Genomic DNA, 19,350 nt, shown 5'->3' on the forward strand with positions numbered 1-19,350 from the left:
GTGGCGAAATCAAATCCCTACGCGCCGCGACAGTGGCAGCCGCATGAAAAGCCGATGCTGCCCGGCTCGCCTTCGACGCCGCTTCACCCCGCTCATAAGCGCATCGCCTTCGGGCTGGTGGGGCTGCTGATTACGTTGACCGGTGCGCTCAGTAACGCGCTGGTAACCGCGAACCTGACCAACCTGCAGGGCACCTTTGGCGCTTATTCCAACGAGATCGCCTGGTTGCCCGCCGTCTATGTAATGGGCAACATTTCTATCAACCTCTTACTGGTAAAGTTTCGCCAGCAGTTTGGCCTGCGCATTTTTACGGAAGCCTTTTTGCTGCTCTACGTGCTGGTGGCTTTCTTTCACCTGTTCGTTAACGATCTCAGTTCAGCGATCATTGTGCGCGCCGCGCACGGTATGGTGGCGGCCGCGCTCAGTTCGCTGGGCATTTATTATCAGGTGCAGGCATGGCCGGCGAAGCACCGCCTTAAGGCGCTGGCGATCGGCATCGGTGGTTCGCAGCTGGCGATACCGCTGGCGCGGCTGTTTTCGTCAGAGCTGTTGCAGCTCGAAGAGTGGCGTGGCCTCTATCTGTTTGAGCTGGGGCTGGCGGTGGTGGCGCTGGGCTGCGTGTTGATTTTGAAATTGCCGCCCAGCGACCGCAGCAAAGTTTTCGAAAAGATGGATTTCGTCACCTTTATTCTGATGGCGCCGGGCATGGCGCTGCTCTGCGGCGTGCTGTCGCTGGGGCGCATCGAGTGGTGGTTCACCACGCCCTGGCTCGGCATCTGCCTGGCGCTGTCATTGCTGTTGATCGTCAGCGCCATCGTACTGGAGCACAACCGCGCCAATCCGCTGATCAATACGCGCTGGCTGAGCAGCGGCGCGATCGTCAGGCTCGGCATCGTAATGATCATGATGCGCGTGGTGCTGGCGGAGCAGAATACCGGCGCCATCGGCTTTTTACAGCAGGTGGGCCTGATCAACGATCAGCTGCATGGCCTGGCGCTGGCGATCGTCAGCGGCGTGGCGCTGGGCATCGCCGCCAGCGCATTGACCCTGAAGCCCGCGCACTTCAGCTGGCCGATCGTTATCTCGCTGCTGATTATGATGGTCGCGTCGCTGATGGATGCGCACGCCAATCCGTTGACCCGTCCGCATGATATGTACCTTAGCCAGTTTCTGCTGGGCTTCAGCAGCTCGTTCTTTATGGCGCCCGCCATGCTGTTGGGCATCGGCAGCGTCGTCGCGCAGCCGAAAAACCTGGTGAGCTTCGTGGTGCTGTTCGGAATGAGCCAGAACCTGGGCGGCCTGATCGGTTCGGCGATGCTGGGCACCTTTCAGATTTGGCGCGAAAAATATCACTCCAGCCTGCTGGGCGATCAACTTTCGCTGCTCGATCCCAACGTCACCGATCGCCTGAGCCAGTACAGCAGCCTGTTCGGCAGCCAGCTGAACGACGCCACGCTGCTCAGCGCGCAGGCGGTCGCTCAGCTGCAAAGCGTCGCCACGCTGCAGGCGAACGTGCTGGCCTGGAACGATACCTATTTACTGACCGCAGGGATGGCGTTTTGCACGCTGGCGTGGGTGCTCTGGCGCCTGATGCGTCAGCGCATCCTCACCCGGCGCCAGCAGCGACGCGACGCCGCCGCCGCGGCGCAACCTGTTACGGCAACCTCTGAAAGCATGGAGAAACAATGAGTCAGCAGGAAGAAAGTAAAGCCGCAGAGCGCGAGCGCACCAATAAACGCCGCATTCTTTCTGTCGCCGTCGGCAGCGGCATCGTGATCGTCGGCGTCCTGATTATCCTTTACGCCTGGCAGCTCTGGCCGTTCACCAGCGCGGTGCAGAGCACGGAAAACGCCTATGTGCGCGGGCAGGTCACCTTTATCAGCCCGCAGGTCAGCGGCTATATCACCGCGGTCAACGTTCAGGACCTGCAACCGGTACGCAAAGGCGACGTGCTGATGACCATCGACGACCGCATCTACCGGCAGCGCGTCGAGCAGGCGAAAGCGCAGCTGGCGATGAAGCAGGCGGCGTTAGCCAACAATCAGCAGCAGCGTCGCAGCGCTGAGGCGGTGATAGCCCGCAACCAGGCCGCGCTGGAGAACGCAAAGGCGCAGGCGGTAAAAAGCGGCTTCGACCTGAAACGTGTAGAGAATCTGGTGTCGGACGGCTCCCTGTCGATCCGTGAACGCGACGCGGCGCGCGCCGCCAACAGCCAGGCGGTGACCGCCGTGCAGCAGGCGAAAGCGACGGTGGATGTTTCACGTCAGGATCTGCAAACGGTGATTGTGAACCGCGCCTCGCTGGAGGCGGACGTCGCCAACGCCGAAGCGGCTCTGCGGCTGGCGCAGATCGATCTGGATAACACGCGCATCATTGCGCCGGAAGATGGACAGCTGGGGCAGATTTCGGTACGGCGCGGCGCTTACGTCTCAGCCGGAACGCGTCTGACCTCGCTGGTGCCGGGCCAGAAATGGGTGATCGCCAATATGAAAGAGACGCAGATGGCCAACGTGCGTCCCGGCCTGCCGGTCACCTTTACTGTCGATGCGTTGAACGGCGCGACGTTCCACGGCGTGGTGGAGTATATTTCTCCGGCGGCGGGATCGGAGTTCAGTGCCATCTCGCCCGATAACGCCACCGGCAACTTTGTCAAAATCGCCCAGCGCATTCCGGTGCGCATCAAAATCAACGGTGAGGAACAGACGCGCCTGCGTCCCGGCATGTCGGTGCAGGTCAGCATTGACACTTCCGCCGCGCCGGTGGAGGCGCAGCCATGACGGGGCGCAAACTGCAAACCCTGGCGCTGCTGATCCCGCTGCTGGCGGGATGCGCCACCGAAGTGGAAAAGGCGCCGTCCTCGCTGCCGGTGCCGCAGCAGTGGCGCAACCAGGTCGGGCCCGCCGCCGCGCCGGAGGCAAACTGGTGGCGCGCCTTCGCCGATCCCGATCTTAACCGGCTGGTTGAGCAGGCGCTGCGCAATAATCCCGATATTCTGACCGCGCGTTCCCGCGTCGATCAATATCGGGCGCAGCTACGCGCCGCGACGGGGGATAACTTCCCCACGCTGGATGTCGGCGTCGGCGCGACGCGCGCCCGCACGCTGTCGGCGGCGACCGGCGCGCCGCATGACGGCAACGTTTATCAGGGGCTGTTGCAGGCGAATTACGACGTGGATCTTTGGGGCTCGCGCAGCAGCAGCATCGACGCGGCGCGCGCCTCGCTGGCGGCGCAGCAGGCGGCGGCCGCAGCGGCCGAGCTGACCATCGCCACCTCGGTGGCGTCCGGCTATATGTCGCTCCTGGCGCTGGATGAACAGCTGCGCGTCACCCAGGCGACGCTGGCGACGCGGGAGAACTCGCTGAATCTGGCGCAGCGTCAGTTTGAAGCGGGCTATACCTCGCGGCTGGAATGGATGCAGGCGGCGTCGGAATATCAGGCGGCGAAGGCGCAGATCCCGCAGCTTGAGCATCAGATCCGCCAGCAGGAGAACGCGCTGAGCATTCTGGTCGGCATGAATCCGCGCCATATCGCGCGCCAGACGCGCTTCGCGCAGGTGATGCCGCAGCGGATGCCGTCGCTGCTGCCTTCGCAGCTGTTGCAGCGACGACCGGATATTGTGCAGGCGCAACGCCAGCTGCTGGCGGCGGACAGCTCGCTCGCCTCGTCGCAGGCGAAGCTGCTGCCGTCGCTGAATCTGACCGCTTCCGGCACGTTGCAAACCTCGGTGCTGCATCAGCTGGTGGACAATCCTTTCCGTCTGTGGAGCGTCGGCGGCAGCGTGCTGGCGCCGCTGCTGAACCGCGAAGCGCTAACGGCGCAGGTCGACGTCTCGATGGCGACGCGCAATCAGGCGCTTTATGCCTATGAAAAAGTGGTGCGCAACGCCTTCAGCGAGGTCAACGACGCGCTCGACGCTATCGAACAAACCCAGGCGCAGCTGCGGGAAGTGGAAAAACAGCAGGAGATCGCCGCGGATACGTTGCGCATCGCCCGCAACCGCTATCAGAACGGCTACGCTTCCTATCTTGATGAGCTGGATGCGCAGCGCACGCTGTTTAGCGCGCAGCTCAATGTGGTGCAGCTGAAAAACACTCTGCTGCAGGCGCAAATCGATCTCTATCGCGCGCTCGGCGGCGGCTGGCAGCCGTAACGGTGGCAGGCTGCCAGCGACCGGCAAAGGTGCGCCAGCCTGCCGGTCTTCGCCACAGAGACGCTTTCCCGTGAAACAGGTTATGTTACACTGAAAAACCGCATTGCAGGCGCAGCGCGGTAGCGCGTTTTGCCGCGATTTATTCCTGCTGTGATGATAATGAAAATGAACGAATCTTTGCCGCCCGACCCGCCAGAAAGAGACGAACCGCCGACGCTGGATGATGCGCAGTTCGCGGTGGTGGTGCTTGCGGTAACCTCATTTACGCTTATAATTTTTGTGCTGCTCGTGACGCTGTGGATGTCATAAGGTCATGAGCATGCGGTTCGGGGCAAAAAAAGGAGAAGGGTATGGAGAGTCGGGAGGACAAGCTTATCGCATTGATCGTTTTACTTTCTGCCTGCCTGATTACCGTGGTATTTCTCTTCGCTGTAACCTGGCTGAACGACGTACGCCGTTCAGCCCAGACGTTTCCTGAACCACAAGCCTGCTATGCGCCCGTCGAGGAATCCGCGTCGTCACCGCCCGCTCGTCGCTAACCCTGATTCTGCATCTTAATTTGTTGACTGCGTAACGCCAGCGCCAGCGGCTCATACAGCGTGCGGCTGCCGTTGGGATCGGGCAGGCCGAACAGCGGGCCAGGCGAGCGGCGATCGTCCGCCCACGCGGGATACTCCACCACCGGATAGATCGAAATACCCTCCATCGCCACGCCGCGCTCCAACGCCAGCTGCACCTGATCGGCCACCACGTTCAGCCAGTTCGCCCGCGCGTCGCCCTCCGCGCCGGTCTCCGCCAGCAGCATCGGACGCTGATAGCGTTGCCATACCTCCTCCAGCAGCAGGTGCAGTGGCCGCCAGGCGGACTGGGTGATGGTCAACGGCGATCCGTCGCTCAGCCACTGATTATCGGGATAGTAGTTAAGCCCGATAATATCCAGCGCCTCCGGGCTGCCGCCCAGTTCAGGAAACTGGCGGCCGCACAGCATATCCCAGGCGTCGAACTGCGCCAGATTCTGACGCGTTGCTTCCTCGCGCGCCGCCGCGCTGTCGTCGGCCGGCGCCACATGCACCAGCGGATCGGTCAGCACAAAGCGCGCCTGCGGATAGACTTCGCGGATCGCCGCGATCGCCGCCAGGCTGGCGCGCACCAGCTGCTTCTTCAGTTCCGGGCCGCGCCCGCTGGCGTACGGGTTCAGCCAGGCGACCTCCGCGCCGGCCCAGGACCAGAAAGAGATCTGATTCACCGGCGTAAAGAAAGGCTGCTCGATGCCCTCATTGCGCATCACCTCCGCCATCGCTCTGGCAAAGCGGGCAAAGGCGGTAATAAATTCGGGGGACCAGATATCGAGATGAGACGGATAGCCGAAATGCGCCACCTCCCAGATGATCTGGATCCCGTGCTGGCTGGCGGCATGCACCATCGGCAGAAAAGAGGACCAGTCATACTCGCCGGGCTTTTTCTCGATCAGATACCAGCGCGCGCCATCGCGGGCGGTCAGCAGACGATGCTGCGCCAGCGCGGCGTAGTCTTTATGCACCAGCATGTCATGGCCGCTGCTGATAATCATATCGAGGCGTTTGCCTTCGCCGCGACAGGCGGTGGAGCAGGGGAAGCTGCCCTGGAAAAAGCTGTTGAACAGCGACGGTTGATGACGCTGCGGCGACATCGGTGAAGATGTGGTTGGCATGCGGTTCTTCTCCCGTGAAAAAGGCAGGCGCGGAACGTTTCGCTAAGTCTAGACTAAATGACAACCCTGACCTGATTTTCACAGCACATATTCCCAGGGAGGAAAGATGCATAACCGATTGCGTATTATGCGGGGCGACATTACTCAGATGGAGGTGGACGCCATCGTCAATGCGGCGAACAGCAGTCTGCTGGGCGGCGGTGGAGTCGACGGCGCGATTCATCGCGCCGCAGGCCCGGCGCTGCTCGCCGAATGTCGCCATCTGGCGGCCACGCGCGGCGGCTGTCCCACCGGCGAGGCGGTGCTGACCGGCGCCGGCAACCTGCCGGCGCGGGCGGTAATCCATACCGTCGGCCCGGTGTGGCGCGGCGGTCAGCAGGGCGAAGCCGAACTGCTGGCCAGCGCCTGGCGCAACAGCCTGCGGCTGGCGGCGGAAAACCGCTTCGCCACTCTCGCCTTTCCGGCGATCTCTACCGGTATTTACGGCTATCCTAAAGCGGCGGCGGCGGAAATCGCGCTGCGCACTATCAGTGAATTTTTTCAACATCATGACTACCCGCAACAGGTGTGGCTGGTCTGTTTTGATGAGGAGATGTATCGGCTTTATCAGCAGCAATCAGAACAGTCGTATGACGCCCGAGGAATACAGGGTGAATAATAACAATCAGAACCATATAAAAAGGACAATCAATGGCTGAAGCACTTTATCCGCAGGATAACTTGACGCCTGCAGACAGTCGCACTCGCCTCGCCAGGGCAGTGACGCCCCGTACCGCTCAGCATCCCCGACACAGCGGCCTGCATCCGCTGAGCGACGGTCTTGACGCCTTCGCCGCGCGCTACTTGCTGCTGTCGATGGCCGAAGAGCGCATCGATATTCAGTACTATATCTGGCAAAACGACATGTCCGGTCGGCTGCTGTTCAGCGCGCTGCTGGAAGCGGCCGATCGCGGCGTGCAGGTGCGCCTGCTGTTGGACGACAACAATACGATGGGGCTGGATAAAACCCTTAGCGAACTGAACCGCCATCCGCAGATCGCCATCCGGCTGTTTAACCCTTTCTCCTTCCGCACGCTGCGCGCGTTGGGCTATCTCAGCGATTTTGCCCGCCTGAATCGGCGTATGCACAATAAAAGCATCATCGTCGATAACATGGTCACCATCGTTGGCGGCCGTAACATCGGCGACGAATATTTCGGCGCGGGCAAGCAGCCGCTGTTTTCCGATCTCGATGTGATGGCGATCGGGCCGGTGGTCGAAGAGGTTGCGGACGATTTCGAACGCTACTGGCACAGCGGCGCGGTAAAAACCTTTGAATCGGTGGTGGATGAGGCGAGCGACGAGTCGCAGACGGCGGTGCGCCTGCCGGAAGCCTGGCGCGACAGCGAGCAGGTGCAGCGTTATATGCAGCGCGTGCAATCCTGCGGCTATATGGCGCAGCTGGACAGCGGCGAGCTGGAGATGATCTGGGCGCCGGCGCGTCTGCTGAGCGACGATCCGCGTAAAGGATTGGGCAAGGCGCGACGCGGCACGCTGCTGCCGCAGCGCATGTTGGAGGTAATAGGGCGTCCGCAGCGGCAGTTCGACATTATTTCCGCCTATTTCGTTCCCACGCGCGCTGGGGTGGCGCAGCTGTTGGGTCTGGTGCGCCACGGCGTCAGCATCGCGATTTTAACCAACTCGCTGGCGGCCAACGATGTTTCGGTAGTGCACGCGGGCTACGCTAAATGGCGCAAAAAATTGCTGCGCCACGGCGTAAAGCTCTATGAGCTGAAGCCGCAGCATGACGGTGAAGAACGGCCGCACGATCGCGGGCTGACCGGTAACTCCGGCTCCAGCCTGCACGCCAAGACCTTTAGCGTCGACAATGAAAAGGTCTTTATCGGCTCGTTTAATTTCGATCCGCGCTCGGCGGTGCTGAACACTGAAATGGGGCTGCTAATAGAGAGCGACGTGCTGGCAGGCAATATCCATCAGCGCTTTGTCGAGGAGATGCGCGATCGCGCCTGGTCGCTGCGGCTGGATAAGTGGGGCCGCATCAACTGGGTCGAGTATGAAGGCGAGCCGGGGGAAGTGGTGCATAAACATGAACCGAAGACGCGCTTCTGGCAGCGTCTGCTGGTGCGGCTGGTCTGGCGTCTGCCGGTGGAGTGGCTGCTGTAGGCGGGCGTTTACGCCCGCCGTAAAGACAGGAGAGAAAGCCGCCGCGGGCGGCTTAATCGTTTGGCTCTCAGGGACGCGGCTTTTTGCCGGAAAACAGAAAGCGCAGCAGCGGAATGCGCAGGTGAATCTCATACAGCAGAAAGGCGATGCCGAAGACAAACGCCAGGCCGGCGACGAAGCCCAGCGCGTTGTTGTGAATGTGCGGCGTAATAAAAATGCCATACAGCAGCGTTAACGGATGATGCACCAGGTAGATAAACAGCGAGGCGTTCACCAGCCAGGTAATACGCGCCGAGTGGGCGTTAAGGAAGCGATGGCCGAAGGCGAACACCATATTGACCATCCACAGCCCCATCAGCATCGACACTACCGCATCAATCTCATACATCCAGCCTTCGCCGCTGCTGTAGCGCTGGTTCGCCATATAGGCGATAAACGCCAGCGCCGCGCCCAGCGCCGTCCAGGGATTGAACCGGATAAAGCGCGCCTTCAGCGCCGGGTTGCGCCACGCCAGCGCGCCGAGACAGAAAAAGGGCAGGTAAAACAGCGTCTGCATCACCACAAAGTTAAACAGGCCGTCGGTCAGCAGGGCGGGCTGAAAAATAAAGATCAGACGGCGCATCACGCACCAGCAGAGGCTGTAGAACACTATCGCCAGCGTTAAGGTCATCCAGCCGGGCGCCGCCGCTTCTTCGCTGGTGACGCCGACGCGCAGGCGACGGAACAGCCAGAGGCCGAGCGTGGTAAAGATCACCAGCACCAGTAAAAACCACAGGTGTGAGATGAGTTCCCAGACCAGAGTGTTGTACTTGTCGTACAGAGAGAAGTGCGGCCAGCCGGCAACCTTACCGGTCCACGCTTTCAGCATAAAAAACTGCGGCAGGGTAATCAGCGGAATGGCGGTCAGCATGGGAATGCCGACGCGCTCGACGCGCACTTTCCACCACTCTTTTGGCGCATAACGCAAGTAAAGCATGTAAGAGAAATAGCCGGAGATCACGAAAAAGACCTGCATACGGAAAGCATGAATAAAATCATTAAATATGGTTAACCAGAGGGAGGGCTCCGCGCTGTTAACGGACCACTGGTGGCTGGAATAAATAAGTGAAACATGAAAAGGGACGCCAAGAAGCATCAGATAGGCGCGAATCGAGTCAAAAAAATATTCACGCTGCTGGGTTTTTGTACGCATAATTATCCAGTTTTAGTACGTTTTTTGCTCCGGCTCACTCTGAACCTGACAAAAGTGAGCGCTTTACTTTACCGGAGCGGGAATCCATATAATATCAGCCGATTCTGTAACAGACGATCAACTAAGGTTAACGTCTGAACCGCAGGGTAAATGGGAACAAAACCGCTGATATACTGTCGGAAAACGGAATAATCCATTAATATGGATGAGATTGATTTAAGCACACGAAAGGGGGGATGTGCTGATTACTAACAAAAATAAAACGGAACTGAAAAAACTGCACTGGTCAGGTGCGGCAGTTCTGCTTGCCTTGTATGCCAATAACAGTTGGGCTTTTAGCATTGACGATGTGGCAAACGAGGCGAAGTCGTTAGCGGGAAAAAGTTTTGAAGCGCCAAAGAGCAATTTGCCCTCTCAGTTTCGTGACATGAAATATGCTGACTATCAGCAGATTCAGTTTAATCACGATAAAGCCTATTGGAACAAACTGAAAACGCCATTCAAACTGGAGTTCTATCATCAGGGCATGTATTTCGACACGCCAGTGAAACTTCATGAAATCACCGCCAGTACGGTGCGTGAAATCAAATATAACCCAAACTATTTTAATTTCGGCAATGTGCAGCACGACCCGGAAACCATTAAAAACCTCGGTTTCGCCGGATTTAAGGTGCTCTATCCGCTCAATGCCAAAGGCAAGGATGATGAAATCACCAGTTTCCTCGGCGCCAGCTATTTTCGCGTGATCGGCGGCGGCCAGGTTTATGGTCTCTCCTCGCGCGGTCTGGCGATCGATACCGCGCTGCCGTCGGGCGAAGAGTTCCCGCGCTTCCGCGAGTTCTGGATTCAGCGTCCGAAACCGCAGGACAAGCAGCTGGTGATCTATGCGCTGCTTGATTCGCCGCGCGCCACCGGCGCCTACCGCTTTGTGCTGCGTCCGGGCAAAGACACCAATGTTGACGTGCAGGCAAAAGTCTATCTGCGCGATAAAGTGGGCAAGCTGGGCGTCGCGCCGCTGACCAGTATGTTCCTTTACGGGCCGAATCAGCCTTCTCCGATAGTGAACTATCGTCCTTCTCTGCATGATTCCAACGGTTTGTCGATCCATGCCGGCAATGGCGAGTGGATCTGGCGTCCGCTGAACAATCCGCGCCATCTGGCTGTCTCTACCTTTACCGTAGAGAACCCGAAAGGCTTCGGTCTGTTGCAGCGCGGCCGCGAGTTTAGTCAATACCAGGATCTCGACGACCGTTACGATCTGCGCCCGAGCGGCTGGATCGAGCCGCAGGGCGACTGGGGCAAAGGCCGCGTCGAGCTGGTGGAGATCCCGACCGCGGATGAGACCAACGACAACATCGTCGCCTTCTGGACGCCGGAGAATCTGCCGGAGCCGGGCAAGGAAATGAACTTTAAATATCGTCTGCACTTGACCCGTGATGAAGACCAGTTGCATTCGCCGGAAACGGCATGGGTGAAAAGCACGCTGCGCTCCACCGGCGATGTGAAACAGTCGAACCTGGTGCGTCAGCCGGATGGCACCATCGCCTTCGTGGTCGATTTCGTCGGCGAAGAGATGGGCAAGCTGGCGGATAATACGCCGGTCGCGCCGCAGGTCAGTATCGGCAACAACGGCGAGATTGTTGAACAGAGCGTACGTTATAACCCGGTCACCAAAGGCTGGCGCTTAATGCTGCGCATTCGCGTGAAAGACAATAAGCAGCCGACCGAAATGCGCGCCGCACTGGTTAACGGTGATAAAGCGCTGACGGAAACATGGAGCTATCAGTTGCCTGCCAATGAATAAATCAATGCTTACTCCAGCCGACTATATCGACGCGCTGCCGCTGACGCCGGAACGCAAAGCGGCGCTGTCGTCCAGTCTGCCCGCCCCGGAGGCGGGCGGTGACGTCTACAGTCAACTGCATCAACAGCTGGGCCAGGACGGCCCGGCTGAAGCGCGCCCTGACGATGCGCCGCTGACCTCGGTCAAAGCGCGCATCGAAATGAGCTGGCCCGATTCTGTCGACGGCGGAAAACAGTTCGGTCAGGATTACCTTGACCGCACGACGCTGAAGGCGATGCCGCCGGTAAAGCGTTCGTTGATGTTCCCGGAAGCCTGGCGCACCAACCCGCTGGCCCGCGCCTGGGATTCCCTGCGCGGCCGCAAATCAACGCCGCGCTATGCCACGGCGGAAGAGCAGCGACAGGAAGATAAATGGCGTCACGTCGGCTCCATTCGTCGCTACATTCTTCTGATCCTTACCCTGTTCCAGACGGTGATCGCCACCTGGTATATGAAGACCATTCTGCCTTACCAGGGCTGGGCGCTGATCGACCCGATGGACATGCTGAACCAGAACTGGCAGCAGTCGCTGTTGCAGCTGCTGCCTTATGTGTTGCAGACCGGCATCCTGTTCCTGTTCGCTATTCTGTTCTGCTGGGTCTCCGCTGGCTTCTGGACGGCGCTGATGGGCTTCCTGCAGTTGATGATCGGGCGCGATAAATACAGCATCTCTTATACGCTGAACGGCGATGAGCCGATCGATCCGACGCACCGCACGGCGCTGATCATGCCGATCTGCAACGAAGATGTGGAGCGCGTCTTCGCCGGTCTGCGCGCTACCTGGGAATCCGTCGTGCGCAGCGGCGAGAGCGAGCATTTTGACGTCTATATCCTCAGCGACAGCTACGACGCCGACATCGCCATGGCGGAGCAGAAGGCGTGGATGGAGCTGGTGCGCGACGTGGGCGGCGCCGGCAAGATCTTCTATCGCCGCCGCCGCCGCCGCGTGAAACGTAAAAGCGGCAACATTGACGACTTCTGCCGTCGCTGGGGCAGCCAGTACAGCTATATGGTGGTGCTGGATGCGGACAGCGTAATGAGCGGCGAGTGTCTGACCGGTCTGGTGCGCATGATGGAAGCGAACCCGAACGCCGGCATTATCCAGTCTTCGCCGAAGGCGTCGGGCATGGATACGCTCTATGCGCGTTGTCAGCAGTTCGCCACCCGCGTTTACGGGCCGCTGTTTACCGCCGGTCTGCACTTCTGGCAGCTGGGCGAATCGCACTACTGGGGCCACAACGCCATTATCCGCGTGAAGCCTTTTATTGAGCACTGCGCGCTGGCGCCGTTGCCGGGCGAAGGGTCGTTCGCCGGTTCGATTTTGTCGCACGACTTTGTCGAAGCCGCGCTGATGCGCCGCGCCGGCTGGGGCGTCTGGATCGCGTACGATCTGCCTGGCTCCTATGAGGAGCTGCCGCCGAACCTGCTGGACGAGCTGAAGCGCGACCGCCGCTGGTGTCACGGCAACCTGATGAACTTCCGCCTGTTCCTGGTGAAAGGGATGCACCCGGTGCACCGTGCGGTATTTCTGACCGGCGTGATGTCCTATCTCTCGGCGCCGCTCTGGTTTATGTTCCTGGCGCTTTCGACGGCGTTGCAGGTGGTGCATACCCTGATGGAGCCGCAGTACTTCCTGCAGCCGCGCCAGCTTTTCCCGGTGTGGCCGCAGTGGCGACCGGAACTGGCGATAGCTCTGTTCTCCACGACGCTGGTGCTGCTGTTCCTGCCGAAGCTGCTGAGCGTGGTGCTGATCTGGTTCAAAGGGGCGAAGGGCTACGGCGGCGCGCTGCGTCTGCTGCTGTCGATGCTGCTGGAGATGCTGTTCTCGGTGCTGCTGGCGCCGGTGCGCATGCTGTTCCATACGGTGTTCGTGGTCAGCGCTTTCCTTGGCTGGGAAGTGGTGTGGAACTCGCCGCAGCGCGATGACGACGCTACGCCGTGGAGCGAAGCGTTCCGCCGTCACGGTTCGCAGATGCTGCTGGGCATCGTCTGGGCGGTCGGTATGGGCTGGCTCGATCTAAACTTCCTGTGGTGGCTGTCGCCGATCGTCTTCTCGCTGATCCTGTCGCCGTTTGTTTCGGTGATCTCCAGCCGCGCGAGCAATGGGCTGGCGACCAGGCGCGCGAACTTATTCCTGATCCCGGAAGAGTACGCGCCGCCGAAGGAATTGCAGGATACCGACGCCTATCTGCAGCTGAACCGCGAACGCGCCCTGAAGCATGGCTTTATGCATGCGCTGTTCCATCCGTCGTTTAACGCGCTGGCTACCGCTCTGGCGACCTCGCGTCACCTGAAAAGCGACCTGCTGGATCACGCGCGCGACCGTCGGGTTGAGCGTGCGTTAAGCGAGGCGCCTGCGAAACTGAGCCGTGATGAGCGTCTGGTGCTGCTCAGCGATCCGGTGACGCTGGCGCGCCTGCACTATAGACTGTGGCAGGATGCGGAGAAATATCACGAGTGGCTCGATTACTATCGGACGCTGCAGCTCAATCCGCTGGCGTTAGCGCCAGCGAAGTAAGCCGCGCGGCCTGCAGGCCGCGGTGAAAAACGTCAAGCGCCGTTTCTGACGGCGCGCTAAATTCAGGCGGCCTGCGGGCCGCTTTTTTTATCCCGGCCCTTTACGCTACCTTTACCTTTGAAGCGCTGGCGGGCAGGGGACGGGCGGTTACAATGGCCTGTTTTTATAAGAGGGGAAAACGGGTGAAAAGAGGTTTACGCGGCGTCATGCTGCTGACGGCGGTGCTGCTGTTGAGCGGCTGTGGCAGTATCATCAGCCGTACAGTGCCCGGACAGGGAAACGGCAATCAATATTATCCTGGAGTGCAGTGGGACGTGCGCGACACGCCGTGGCGCTTTTTGACCATTATCGACGTGCCGCTGTCGGCCCTGCTGGACACGCTCCTGTTACCGGTAGATGCCCGACACGGCCCTTATGAGTAATCAACCGCGGCGCGGCGGTTACCAGCGGTCGGATTCGTTATTGCTGCCGCTGTCTTCCCACTCCTGCGCCACCGCTTCGCCTTCTTCAGTATCCAGCGGTGGTTCAAGCTGAAATTCGCCTTCATCCCATTCGTGCAGCGTGTTCTCCGGCATCCACTCCTGACGCAGCTCAACTTCATCGAAATCGCCGTCAAAAATCGCCTGCGCAGCTTCGCCGGTGCGAATCGGCGAGAGTTCGCCATCATCGCTTTCATCAGCGAGGAATTCCGCCTGCCACATAATTTCCCCATCCTGCATTACATATTTTTGCAGGTTGAATTGTCCTACCGATACCTCGTCATCATCCAGATCCGGGTTATTCGCCAAAAACTCTTCGCGGGCGTTATCGATAGCTTCTTCCAGCGTGCTAAACATGCTCATGGTTTCTCCTTATTCTCCTTGGGGATGGTTTCAAAAAAGGATAGACGAAGTTTTGCCGCGTCATGAGTTTGCTGAATAAAAAAAATGGCGGGCGAGAGCAAAAAAGAACCCCCTTTCGTTTCACGCTGAAACGAAAGGGAAAAGGCGATCAGTAGAGTTTTGGCTCGCCCTCAGGGCGTGTCTTAAAGCGGCGATGCAGCCACATATACTGCTCCGGCGCCATCAAAATCGACTCTTCGACGATCTGATTCATGCGCGCGGCGGTCGCCGCTTCGCTCTCGGTGGAAATGTCCTCGACGCTCGGCAGCACCACCAGCTCGTAGCCCTTGCCGTGCGGCAGACGGCGCGGCACAAAGGGGATCACCGCCGGGTTGGCGCTACGGATAAGCAGGTAGCTGCCCTTGGTCGAGGCGGCGTTCGGCACGGCGAAGAAGGGCACGAAGACGCTGCTCTTTGGACCGTAGTCGTGGTCGGGGGCGTACCAGATAATCTCGCCCGTCTTCAGCGCACGGATCATCCCCTTGAGATCTTTGCGATCGAGCATGCTTTTATTGGAGCGCATCCGCCCCCAGGTTTGCAGCCAGTCGATCACCGGGTTGTCATTCGGGCGATAAACGCCGATGCCAGGATTGAGCATGCCGAAGAAACGCGCACCCAGCTCCAGCGTCAGGAAATGCATGCCGATCAGCAGCACCCCTTTTTTCTCTTCCAGGGCGCGCTTAACATGCTCGTCGCCGGAGTTGGTGAACCATTTGCGTACCCGCCAGTCGGGCCAGAACCAGGCGATGCCGGTTTCCAGCAGGCCCATGCCGACTGATTCAAAATTGCGCTTTACCAGCGCTTCACGTTCGGCAACGGGCATGGTGGGAAAACAGAGCTCCAGATTGCGACGGGCAACCGCGACGCGGCGCTTCATAAAGCGCATCGATAAACGACCGAGGCCGCAGCCGAGGTGGTAAAGCACCGGATAAGGAAGCAGAACCACAAGATAAAGCAGGCCAATGCCAAGCCAGAGTAACCAGTAACGCGGATGCAGCAGATCGCGAGAAAATTGAGGCAGCTGAGTCATGTTCTTCCAGATAGTCGTTGCGGCAGGCGTCTGTTGCCGCAGTGTCCAGTTTAAGGGGCATATTGTGCCACTTTTTTTACGCCAGCTGAAATAATGGTGTCAGCCAAAATGAACGGCGGCGCTACAGAGGCGCCGCCGGAGAGGATTTACAGGTTAAACAGCCCCTTCACCTCATGGGGTTCGCAGCGCCAGTACTGCGGCGGCGCCTGCACTTTTTCGCCCAGTTCGGCGGCGGCGTGCCATGGCCAGCGCGGATCGTAAAGCATCGCGCGCGCCAACGCCACGGCGTCCGCCTCGCCATTCACCAGAATCGCTTCCGCCTGCTGCGGCTCGGTAATCAGACCGACGGCGATCACCGGCATAGAAGTCATCGCTTTTTTAATGCCGACGGCGAACGGCACCTGATAGTTGGGGCCCACGCTGATCTGCTGTTGTGGCGAAAGGCCGCCGCTGGAGACGTGGATATAGTCGCAGCCTGCCGCCTCCAGCGCCTTGCTTAACGCGACAGACTGCTCCTCATCCCAGCCGCCTTCAACCCAGTCGGAGGCGGAGATGCGCACGCCGACCGCTTTGTCGCGTGGGAAGACGCGGCGAACCTCGTCGAAGATTTCCAGTACCAGGCGCATACGGTTTTCCAGCGAGCCGCCATATTCGTCGTCGCGCTGGTTGGAGAGCGGAGAGAGGAACTGGTGCAGCAGGTAGCCGTGGGCCGCGTGGATTTCCACCAGCTCGAAGCCCAGACGGTCAGCGCGGATAGCGCTGTCGATAAAGGCCTGCTTGATCTCCTCAATGCGTGCTTTGGTCAGCGCCAGCGGCTTATCATCGCCTTCGCTGTAGGGCAGCGCGGAGGGCGCGGAGGTCTGCCAGCCGCCCTGCTGCGGCGTTAAAAAGCCGCCGCCGCGCCACGGCACGTCGCAGGACGCTTTGCGTCCGGCATGGCCCAGCTGAATACCCAGCGGCATCGTCGCGTAGCGTTTAACATCATTGATGGTTTCCGCCAGCGCCTGCTCCGTTTCGTCATCCCACAGCCCCAAATCCTGTGGCGTGATACGCCCGGCGGCTTCCACCGCGGTCGCTTCGATAATCAACAGTCCGGCGCCGGACAGGGAGAGATGGCCCAGATGAATGCGGTGCCAGGGCGTTGCTTTACCCTGTTCCGCCGAGTACTGGCACATCGGCGCAATAATAATGCGGTTACTGAGAGATAACTTACCCAATTTTATCGGCGTAAATAGCTGACTCATCTTTTTCTCCGTCTGTTATCACCTAAGTGATAGTAAGGGCGCTAATAAAGTAACTATGCTCAACGTGATTGCGATCCAGGTCAATTGTCAGTATGTGCGGTAGTGCCCGATCGTCAAATGTAGAAAAAATGCTGCGAGGCTTTGCTTCACTGTTAAATCAGGTATGATGTCGCCCGCTAAAAACCGCTCATTAATGGGAAAGAACACCATGCCAGTGTTACATAACCAGGTCTCCAACAAAGAGCTGAAGGCGCGCATGCTGGCCGAAACCGAGCCGCGCACCACCGTCTCTTTCTATAAATATTTCACCATCGACGATCCGCAGGCGTTTCGCGACGCGCTCTATAAAGCGCTGACCGAGCTGAAGGTCTTTGGTCGCATCTATGTCGCGCATGAGGGCATCAACGCTCAGGTCAGCGTGCCGGCCAGCCTCTATCCGCGTATGCAGGAGACGCTGTACGGTTTCCATCCGGCGCTAAATAACCTGCGCATGAACGTGGCGCTGGACGACGACGGCAAATCTTTCTGGGTGCTGCGCCTGAAAGTGCGCGATCGCATTGTGGCCGACGGCATCACCGACGACAGCTTCGACGCCAGCCAGGTCGGCGCCTATCTGAAAGCGGATGAAGTCAACGCCATGCTCGACGATCCCGATGCGGTGTTCGTCGATATGCGCAATCACTATGAATATGAAGTGGGCCACTTTGACAAGGCGCTGGAAATCCCCGCCGATACCTTCCGCGATCAGCTGCCGATGGCGGTGGATATGCTGCAGGATAAAAAAGATAAAAAGATCGTCATGTACTGCACCGGCGGCATTCGTTGCGAAAAAGCCAGCGCCTGGATGCGGCATAACGGTTTTGAGCAGGTTTATCACGTTGAAGGCGGGATTATCGAATATGCGCGCCGCGCGCGCGAGCAGGGCTTGCCGGTGCGGTTTAAAGGCAAAAACTTTGTCTTTGACGAGCGCATGGGCGAGCGCATTTCCGACGATGTTATCGCGCACTGCCACCAGTGCGGCACGCCGTGCGATACGCACGTCAACTGCGTCAACGACGGCTGCCATCTGTTGTTTATCCAGTGTCCGGCCTGCGCTGAGAAATATCAGCACTGCTGTAGTCCGATCTGCATGGAAGAAGCCTCGCTGCCGCCGGAAGAGCAGCGCGCGCGCCGCGCTGGTCGTGAAACCAGCAACAAGATTTTCAATAAATCGCGCGGCCTGCTGAATGCCACCCTGACCATCCCCGCGCCTTCCGATAAAGCGGAAAGCTAAGTAAGCCGGACAGCGGCAATAAAAAAGGGCAGCGCAGGCTGCCCTTATTCTTTCCCAACGGGTTATTTTTGACGGACGCCTTCCACAGAAATCATCAGCTCCACTTCCTGAGACGCCGGGCCGAGATCGGTTTTAATGTTAAAATCTTTCAGCGCCAGTTTGCCTTCCGCCTCGAAGCCGGCACGGTAGCCGCCCCACGGATCGTCGCCCTGGCCAAGCATTTTCGCTTCAAGCGTAATCGGCTTCGTCACGCCGTTCAGCGTCAGGTTGCCGGTAATATCCAGCTCGTCGCCATCCTTCTTCACGCCGGTAGAGACAAATGTCGCCTGAGGGAATTTGCCGACGTTAAGGAAGTCGGCGCTGCGCAGGTGCTTGTCGCGCTCGGTGTGGTTAGTGTCGACGCTGCTGGTGTTAATGGTGACATTCACCTTATCCGCGGCCGGATCTTTCTCATCAAAGGTAAAGCTGCCGTCGAAATCTTTAAAAGTGCCGTAGAGCCAGCTGTAGCCAAGGTGCTTGATGCGGAACTGAATAAAGGCATGCTGCCCCTGTTTATCGATTTTATAGTCCGCGGCAGTCGCCGTCTGGGCTGCAAGCAGCAGCGTTGCTGCGGTCAGACCGCAAAGCGTTTTTTTCAACATACTATTTCTCCGTTTCAATAGATGAAGCGATGCGGCAACCCAGCATCCGTTTTAGCGTGATATCTCGATCGATAAAGTGGTGCTTCAGCGCAGCCAGGCCGTGCAGCAGCGACAGGATCACCACGCTCCATGCCAGCCAGAGATGGATATCGCCCGCCAGATCGATCTGCACGGCGTCGGCGTTGATCGCGGCAGGCGCAGAGAGCAGGCCAAAGATCTCTATTGGCTGGCCTTCTCCGGTAGAGATCAGGTAGCCGGTGATAAAAATCGCGAACAGCAGCAGGTAGAGCAGCAGATGCGCGCCAATCGCGCCGTAGCGCACCAGCGGAGAGTAGCTGGCGAGCGGCGCCGGAGGAGGGGAGACAAAACGCCAGACGACGCGCAGGGTCATGACGGCAAACAGCACCATGCCGATACTTTTATGCAGCTCAGGCGCTTTGTGATACCAGGTATCGTAATAGCCCAGCGTGACCATCCACAGCCCAAGCGCAAACATGCCATAGACCGCTAAAGCAACCAGCCAGTGAAGCGATACGGCGATATGTCCATATTCGCCGCGACTGTTTTTCCACCGCATTATCGTCTCCCTCATTCACGTTTTGACATGAGACTGAACAAGCTGAAACAGAAAATCAACAAAAATCAGGACCGACGCGCGCTTTTTTTCTGGTATTCAAAAAAATTGTTATTGTTATGCTTTTATCGTGCAATTTTATCGAGAAGCA

The 19,350-nt window shown here is 59.0% G+C and carries 18 protein-coding genes; 11 read left to right on the forward strand and 7 right to left on the reverse strand.

The genetic code is table 11. The features are described from left to right. The 5 genes from C2E16_RS08050 (at position 1) to C2E16_RS08065 (ending at position 4,689) form a co-directional block, all read left to right on the forward strand. Complete coding sequence (locus tag C2E16_RS08050) at positions 1 to 1,689, forward strand: MFS transporter (RefSeq protein WP_038626870.1); 1,689 nt, start codon at positions 1 to 3, stop codon at positions 1,687 to 1,689. Beyond that, on the forward strand, positions 1,686 to 2,777 hold the full coding sequence (locus C2E16_RS08055; protein ID WP_084971678.1) for an HlyD family secretion protein: 1,092 nt from the start codon (positions 1,686 to 1,688) through the stop codon (positions 2,775 to 2,777). Before C2E16_RS08050 ends, C2E16_RS08055 begins: the two co-directional genes overlap by 4 nt. Further along, positions 2,774 to 4,150 (forward strand): efflux transporter outer membrane subunit, encoded by a 1,377-nt coding sequence (locus C2E16_RS08060; protein ID WP_038626868.1) that lies wholly within the window; start codon positions 2,774 to 2,776, stop codon positions 4,148 to 4,150. Before C2E16_RS08055 ends, C2E16_RS08060 begins: the two co-directional genes overlap by 4 nt. 159 nt (positions 4,151 to 4,309) lie before the next feature. Next, complete coding sequence (locus C2E16_RS20765) at positions 4,310 to 4,459, forward strand: hypothetical protein (RefSeq protein ID WP_156462418.1); 150 nt, start codon at positions 4,310 to 4,312, stop codon at positions 4,457 to 4,459. Positions 4,460 to 4,500: 41 nt separating this feature from the next. After that, entirely contained in the window at positions 4,501 to 4,689 is a 189-nt protein-coding gene (locus C2E16_RS08065; protein WP_038626867.1) for a hypothetical protein, read from the forward strand. Here the strand turns inward: C2E16_RS08065 and C2E16_RS08070 are convergent. After that, a complete protein-coding gene (locus C2E16_RS08070; RefSeq protein WP_038626865.1) occupies positions 4,686 to 5,840 on the reverse strand; it encodes a glycoside hydrolase family 1 protein in 1,155 nt (384 codons plus the stop codon). The two genes, C2E16_RS08065 and C2E16_RS08070, sit on opposite strands and share 4 nt — an antisense overlap. Positions 5,841 to 5,946: 106 nt before the next feature. On the opposite strand from C2E16_RS08070, the gene C2E16_RS08075 reads away from it, so the two are divergent. Together C2E16_RS08075 and C2E16_RS08080 are read left to right on the forward strand one after the other, a co-directional pair. After that, complete coding sequence (locus C2E16_RS08075; protein WP_052133916.1) at positions 5,947 to 6,498, forward strand: O-acetyl-ADP-ribose deacetylase; 552 nt, start codon at positions 5,947 to 5,949, stop codon at positions 6,496 to 6,498. 32 nt (positions 6,499 to 6,530) lie between these two features. After that, on the forward strand, positions 6,531 to 8,003 hold the full coding sequence (locus tag C2E16_RS08080) for a phospholipase D family protein (protein ID WP_038626863.1): 1,473 nt from the start codon (positions 6,531 to 6,533) through the stop codon (positions 8,001 to 8,003). Positions 8,004 to 8,070: 67 nt separating this feature from the next. Here the strand turns inward: C2E16_RS08080 and mdoC are convergent, their stop codons facing one another. Further along, entirely contained in the window at positions 8,071 to 9,195 is a 1,125-nt protein-coding gene (mdoC, locus tag C2E16_RS08085; RefSeq protein WP_084970920.1) for a glucans biosynthesis protein MdoC, read from the reverse strand. A gap of 268 nt (positions 9,196 to 9,463) precedes the next feature. Here mdoC and mdoG point away from each other — a divergent pair, with 268 nt between their 5' ends. The 3 genes from mdoG (at position 9,464) to C2E16_RS08100 (ending at position 13,978) form a co-directional block, all read left to right on the forward strand. Continuing rightward, positions 9,464 to 10,999, forward strand: a complete 1,536-nt coding sequence (gene mdoG, locus C2E16_RS08090) for a glucans biosynthesis protein MdoG (protein WP_104951628.1) — start codon at positions 9,464 to 9,466, stop codon at positions 10,997 to 10,999. Then, a complete protein-coding gene (mdoH, locus tag C2E16_RS08095) occupies positions 10,992 to 13,556 on the forward strand; it encodes a glucans biosynthesis glucosyltransferase MdoH (RefSeq protein ID WP_038626856.1) in 2,565 nt (854 codons plus the stop codon). Before mdoG ends, mdoH begins: the two co-directional genes overlap by 8 nt. Before the next feature lie 206 nt (positions 13,557 to 13,762). Beyond that, positions 13,763 to 13,978 (forward strand): YceK/YidQ family lipoprotein, encoded by a 216-nt coding sequence (locus C2E16_RS08100; protein WP_104951461.1) that lies wholly within the window; start codon positions 13,763 to 13,765, stop codon positions 13,976 to 13,978. Between the two features lie 18 nt (positions 13,979 to 13,996). Here the strand turns inward: C2E16_RS08100 and C2E16_RS08105 are convergent, their stop codons facing one another. The 3 genes from C2E16_RS08105 to C2E16_RS08115 all read right to left on the reverse strand — a co-directional run bounded on the left by C2E16_RS08105 (position 13,997) and on the right by C2E16_RS08115 (position 16,711). Then, a complete protein-coding gene (locus tag C2E16_RS08105; RefSeq protein WP_038626852.1) occupies positions 13,997 to 14,398 on the reverse strand; it encodes a MysB family protein in 402 nt (133 codons plus the stop codon). 148 nt (positions 14,399 to 14,546) lie between these two features. After that, positions 14,547 to 15,467, reverse strand: a complete 921-nt coding sequence (locus tag C2E16_RS08110; protein WP_038626850.1) for a Kdo(2)-lipid IV(A) acyltransferase — start codon at positions 15,465 to 15,467, stop codon at positions 14,547 to 14,549. A gap of 146 nt (positions 15,468 to 15,613) precedes the next feature. Continuing rightward, positions 15,614 to 16,711 carry an NADH:flavin oxidoreductase/NADH oxidase gene (locus C2E16_RS08115; protein WP_038626848.1) on the reverse strand — a complete coding sequence of 366 codons (1,098 nt, stop codon included), beginning with the start codon at positions 16,709 to 16,711 and terminating at the stop codon, positions 15,614 to 15,616. Between the two features lie 208 nt (positions 16,712 to 16,919). Here C2E16_RS08115 and trhO point away from each other — a divergent pair, with 208 nt between their 5' ends. After that, positions 16,920 to 17,984, forward strand: coding sequence for an oxygen-dependent tRNA uridine(34) hydroxylase TrhO (gene trhO, locus C2E16_RS08120; protein ID WP_038630052.1), 1,065 nt, complete (start codon positions 16,920 to 16,922; stop codon positions 17,982 to 17,984). 62 nt (positions 17,985 to 18,046) lie between these two features. On the opposite strand, the gene C2E16_RS08125 is transcribed toward trhO, so the two are convergent. Continuing rightward, positions 18,047 to 18,622: a YceI family protein gene (locus C2E16_RS08125; RefSeq protein WP_038630051.1), complete on the reverse strand. Its 576-nt coding sequence runs from the start codon at positions 18,620 to 18,622 to the stop codon at positions 18,047 to 18,049. 4 nt (positions 18,623 to 18,626) lie between these two features. After that, positions 18,627 to 19,202, reverse strand: a complete 576-nt coding sequence (locus C2E16_RS08130) for a cytochrome b (RefSeq protein WP_084970926.1) — start codon at positions 19,200 to 19,202, stop codon at positions 18,627 to 18,629. Between the last annotated feature and the right edge of the window lie 148 nt (positions 19,203 to 19,350).

Origin of the sequence: Mixta calida (genome assembly GCF_002953215.1) — a bacterium.
Taxonomy (GTDB): Bacteria; Pseudomonadota; Gammaproteobacteria; order Enterobacterales; family Enterobacteriaceae; genus Mixta; species Mixta calida.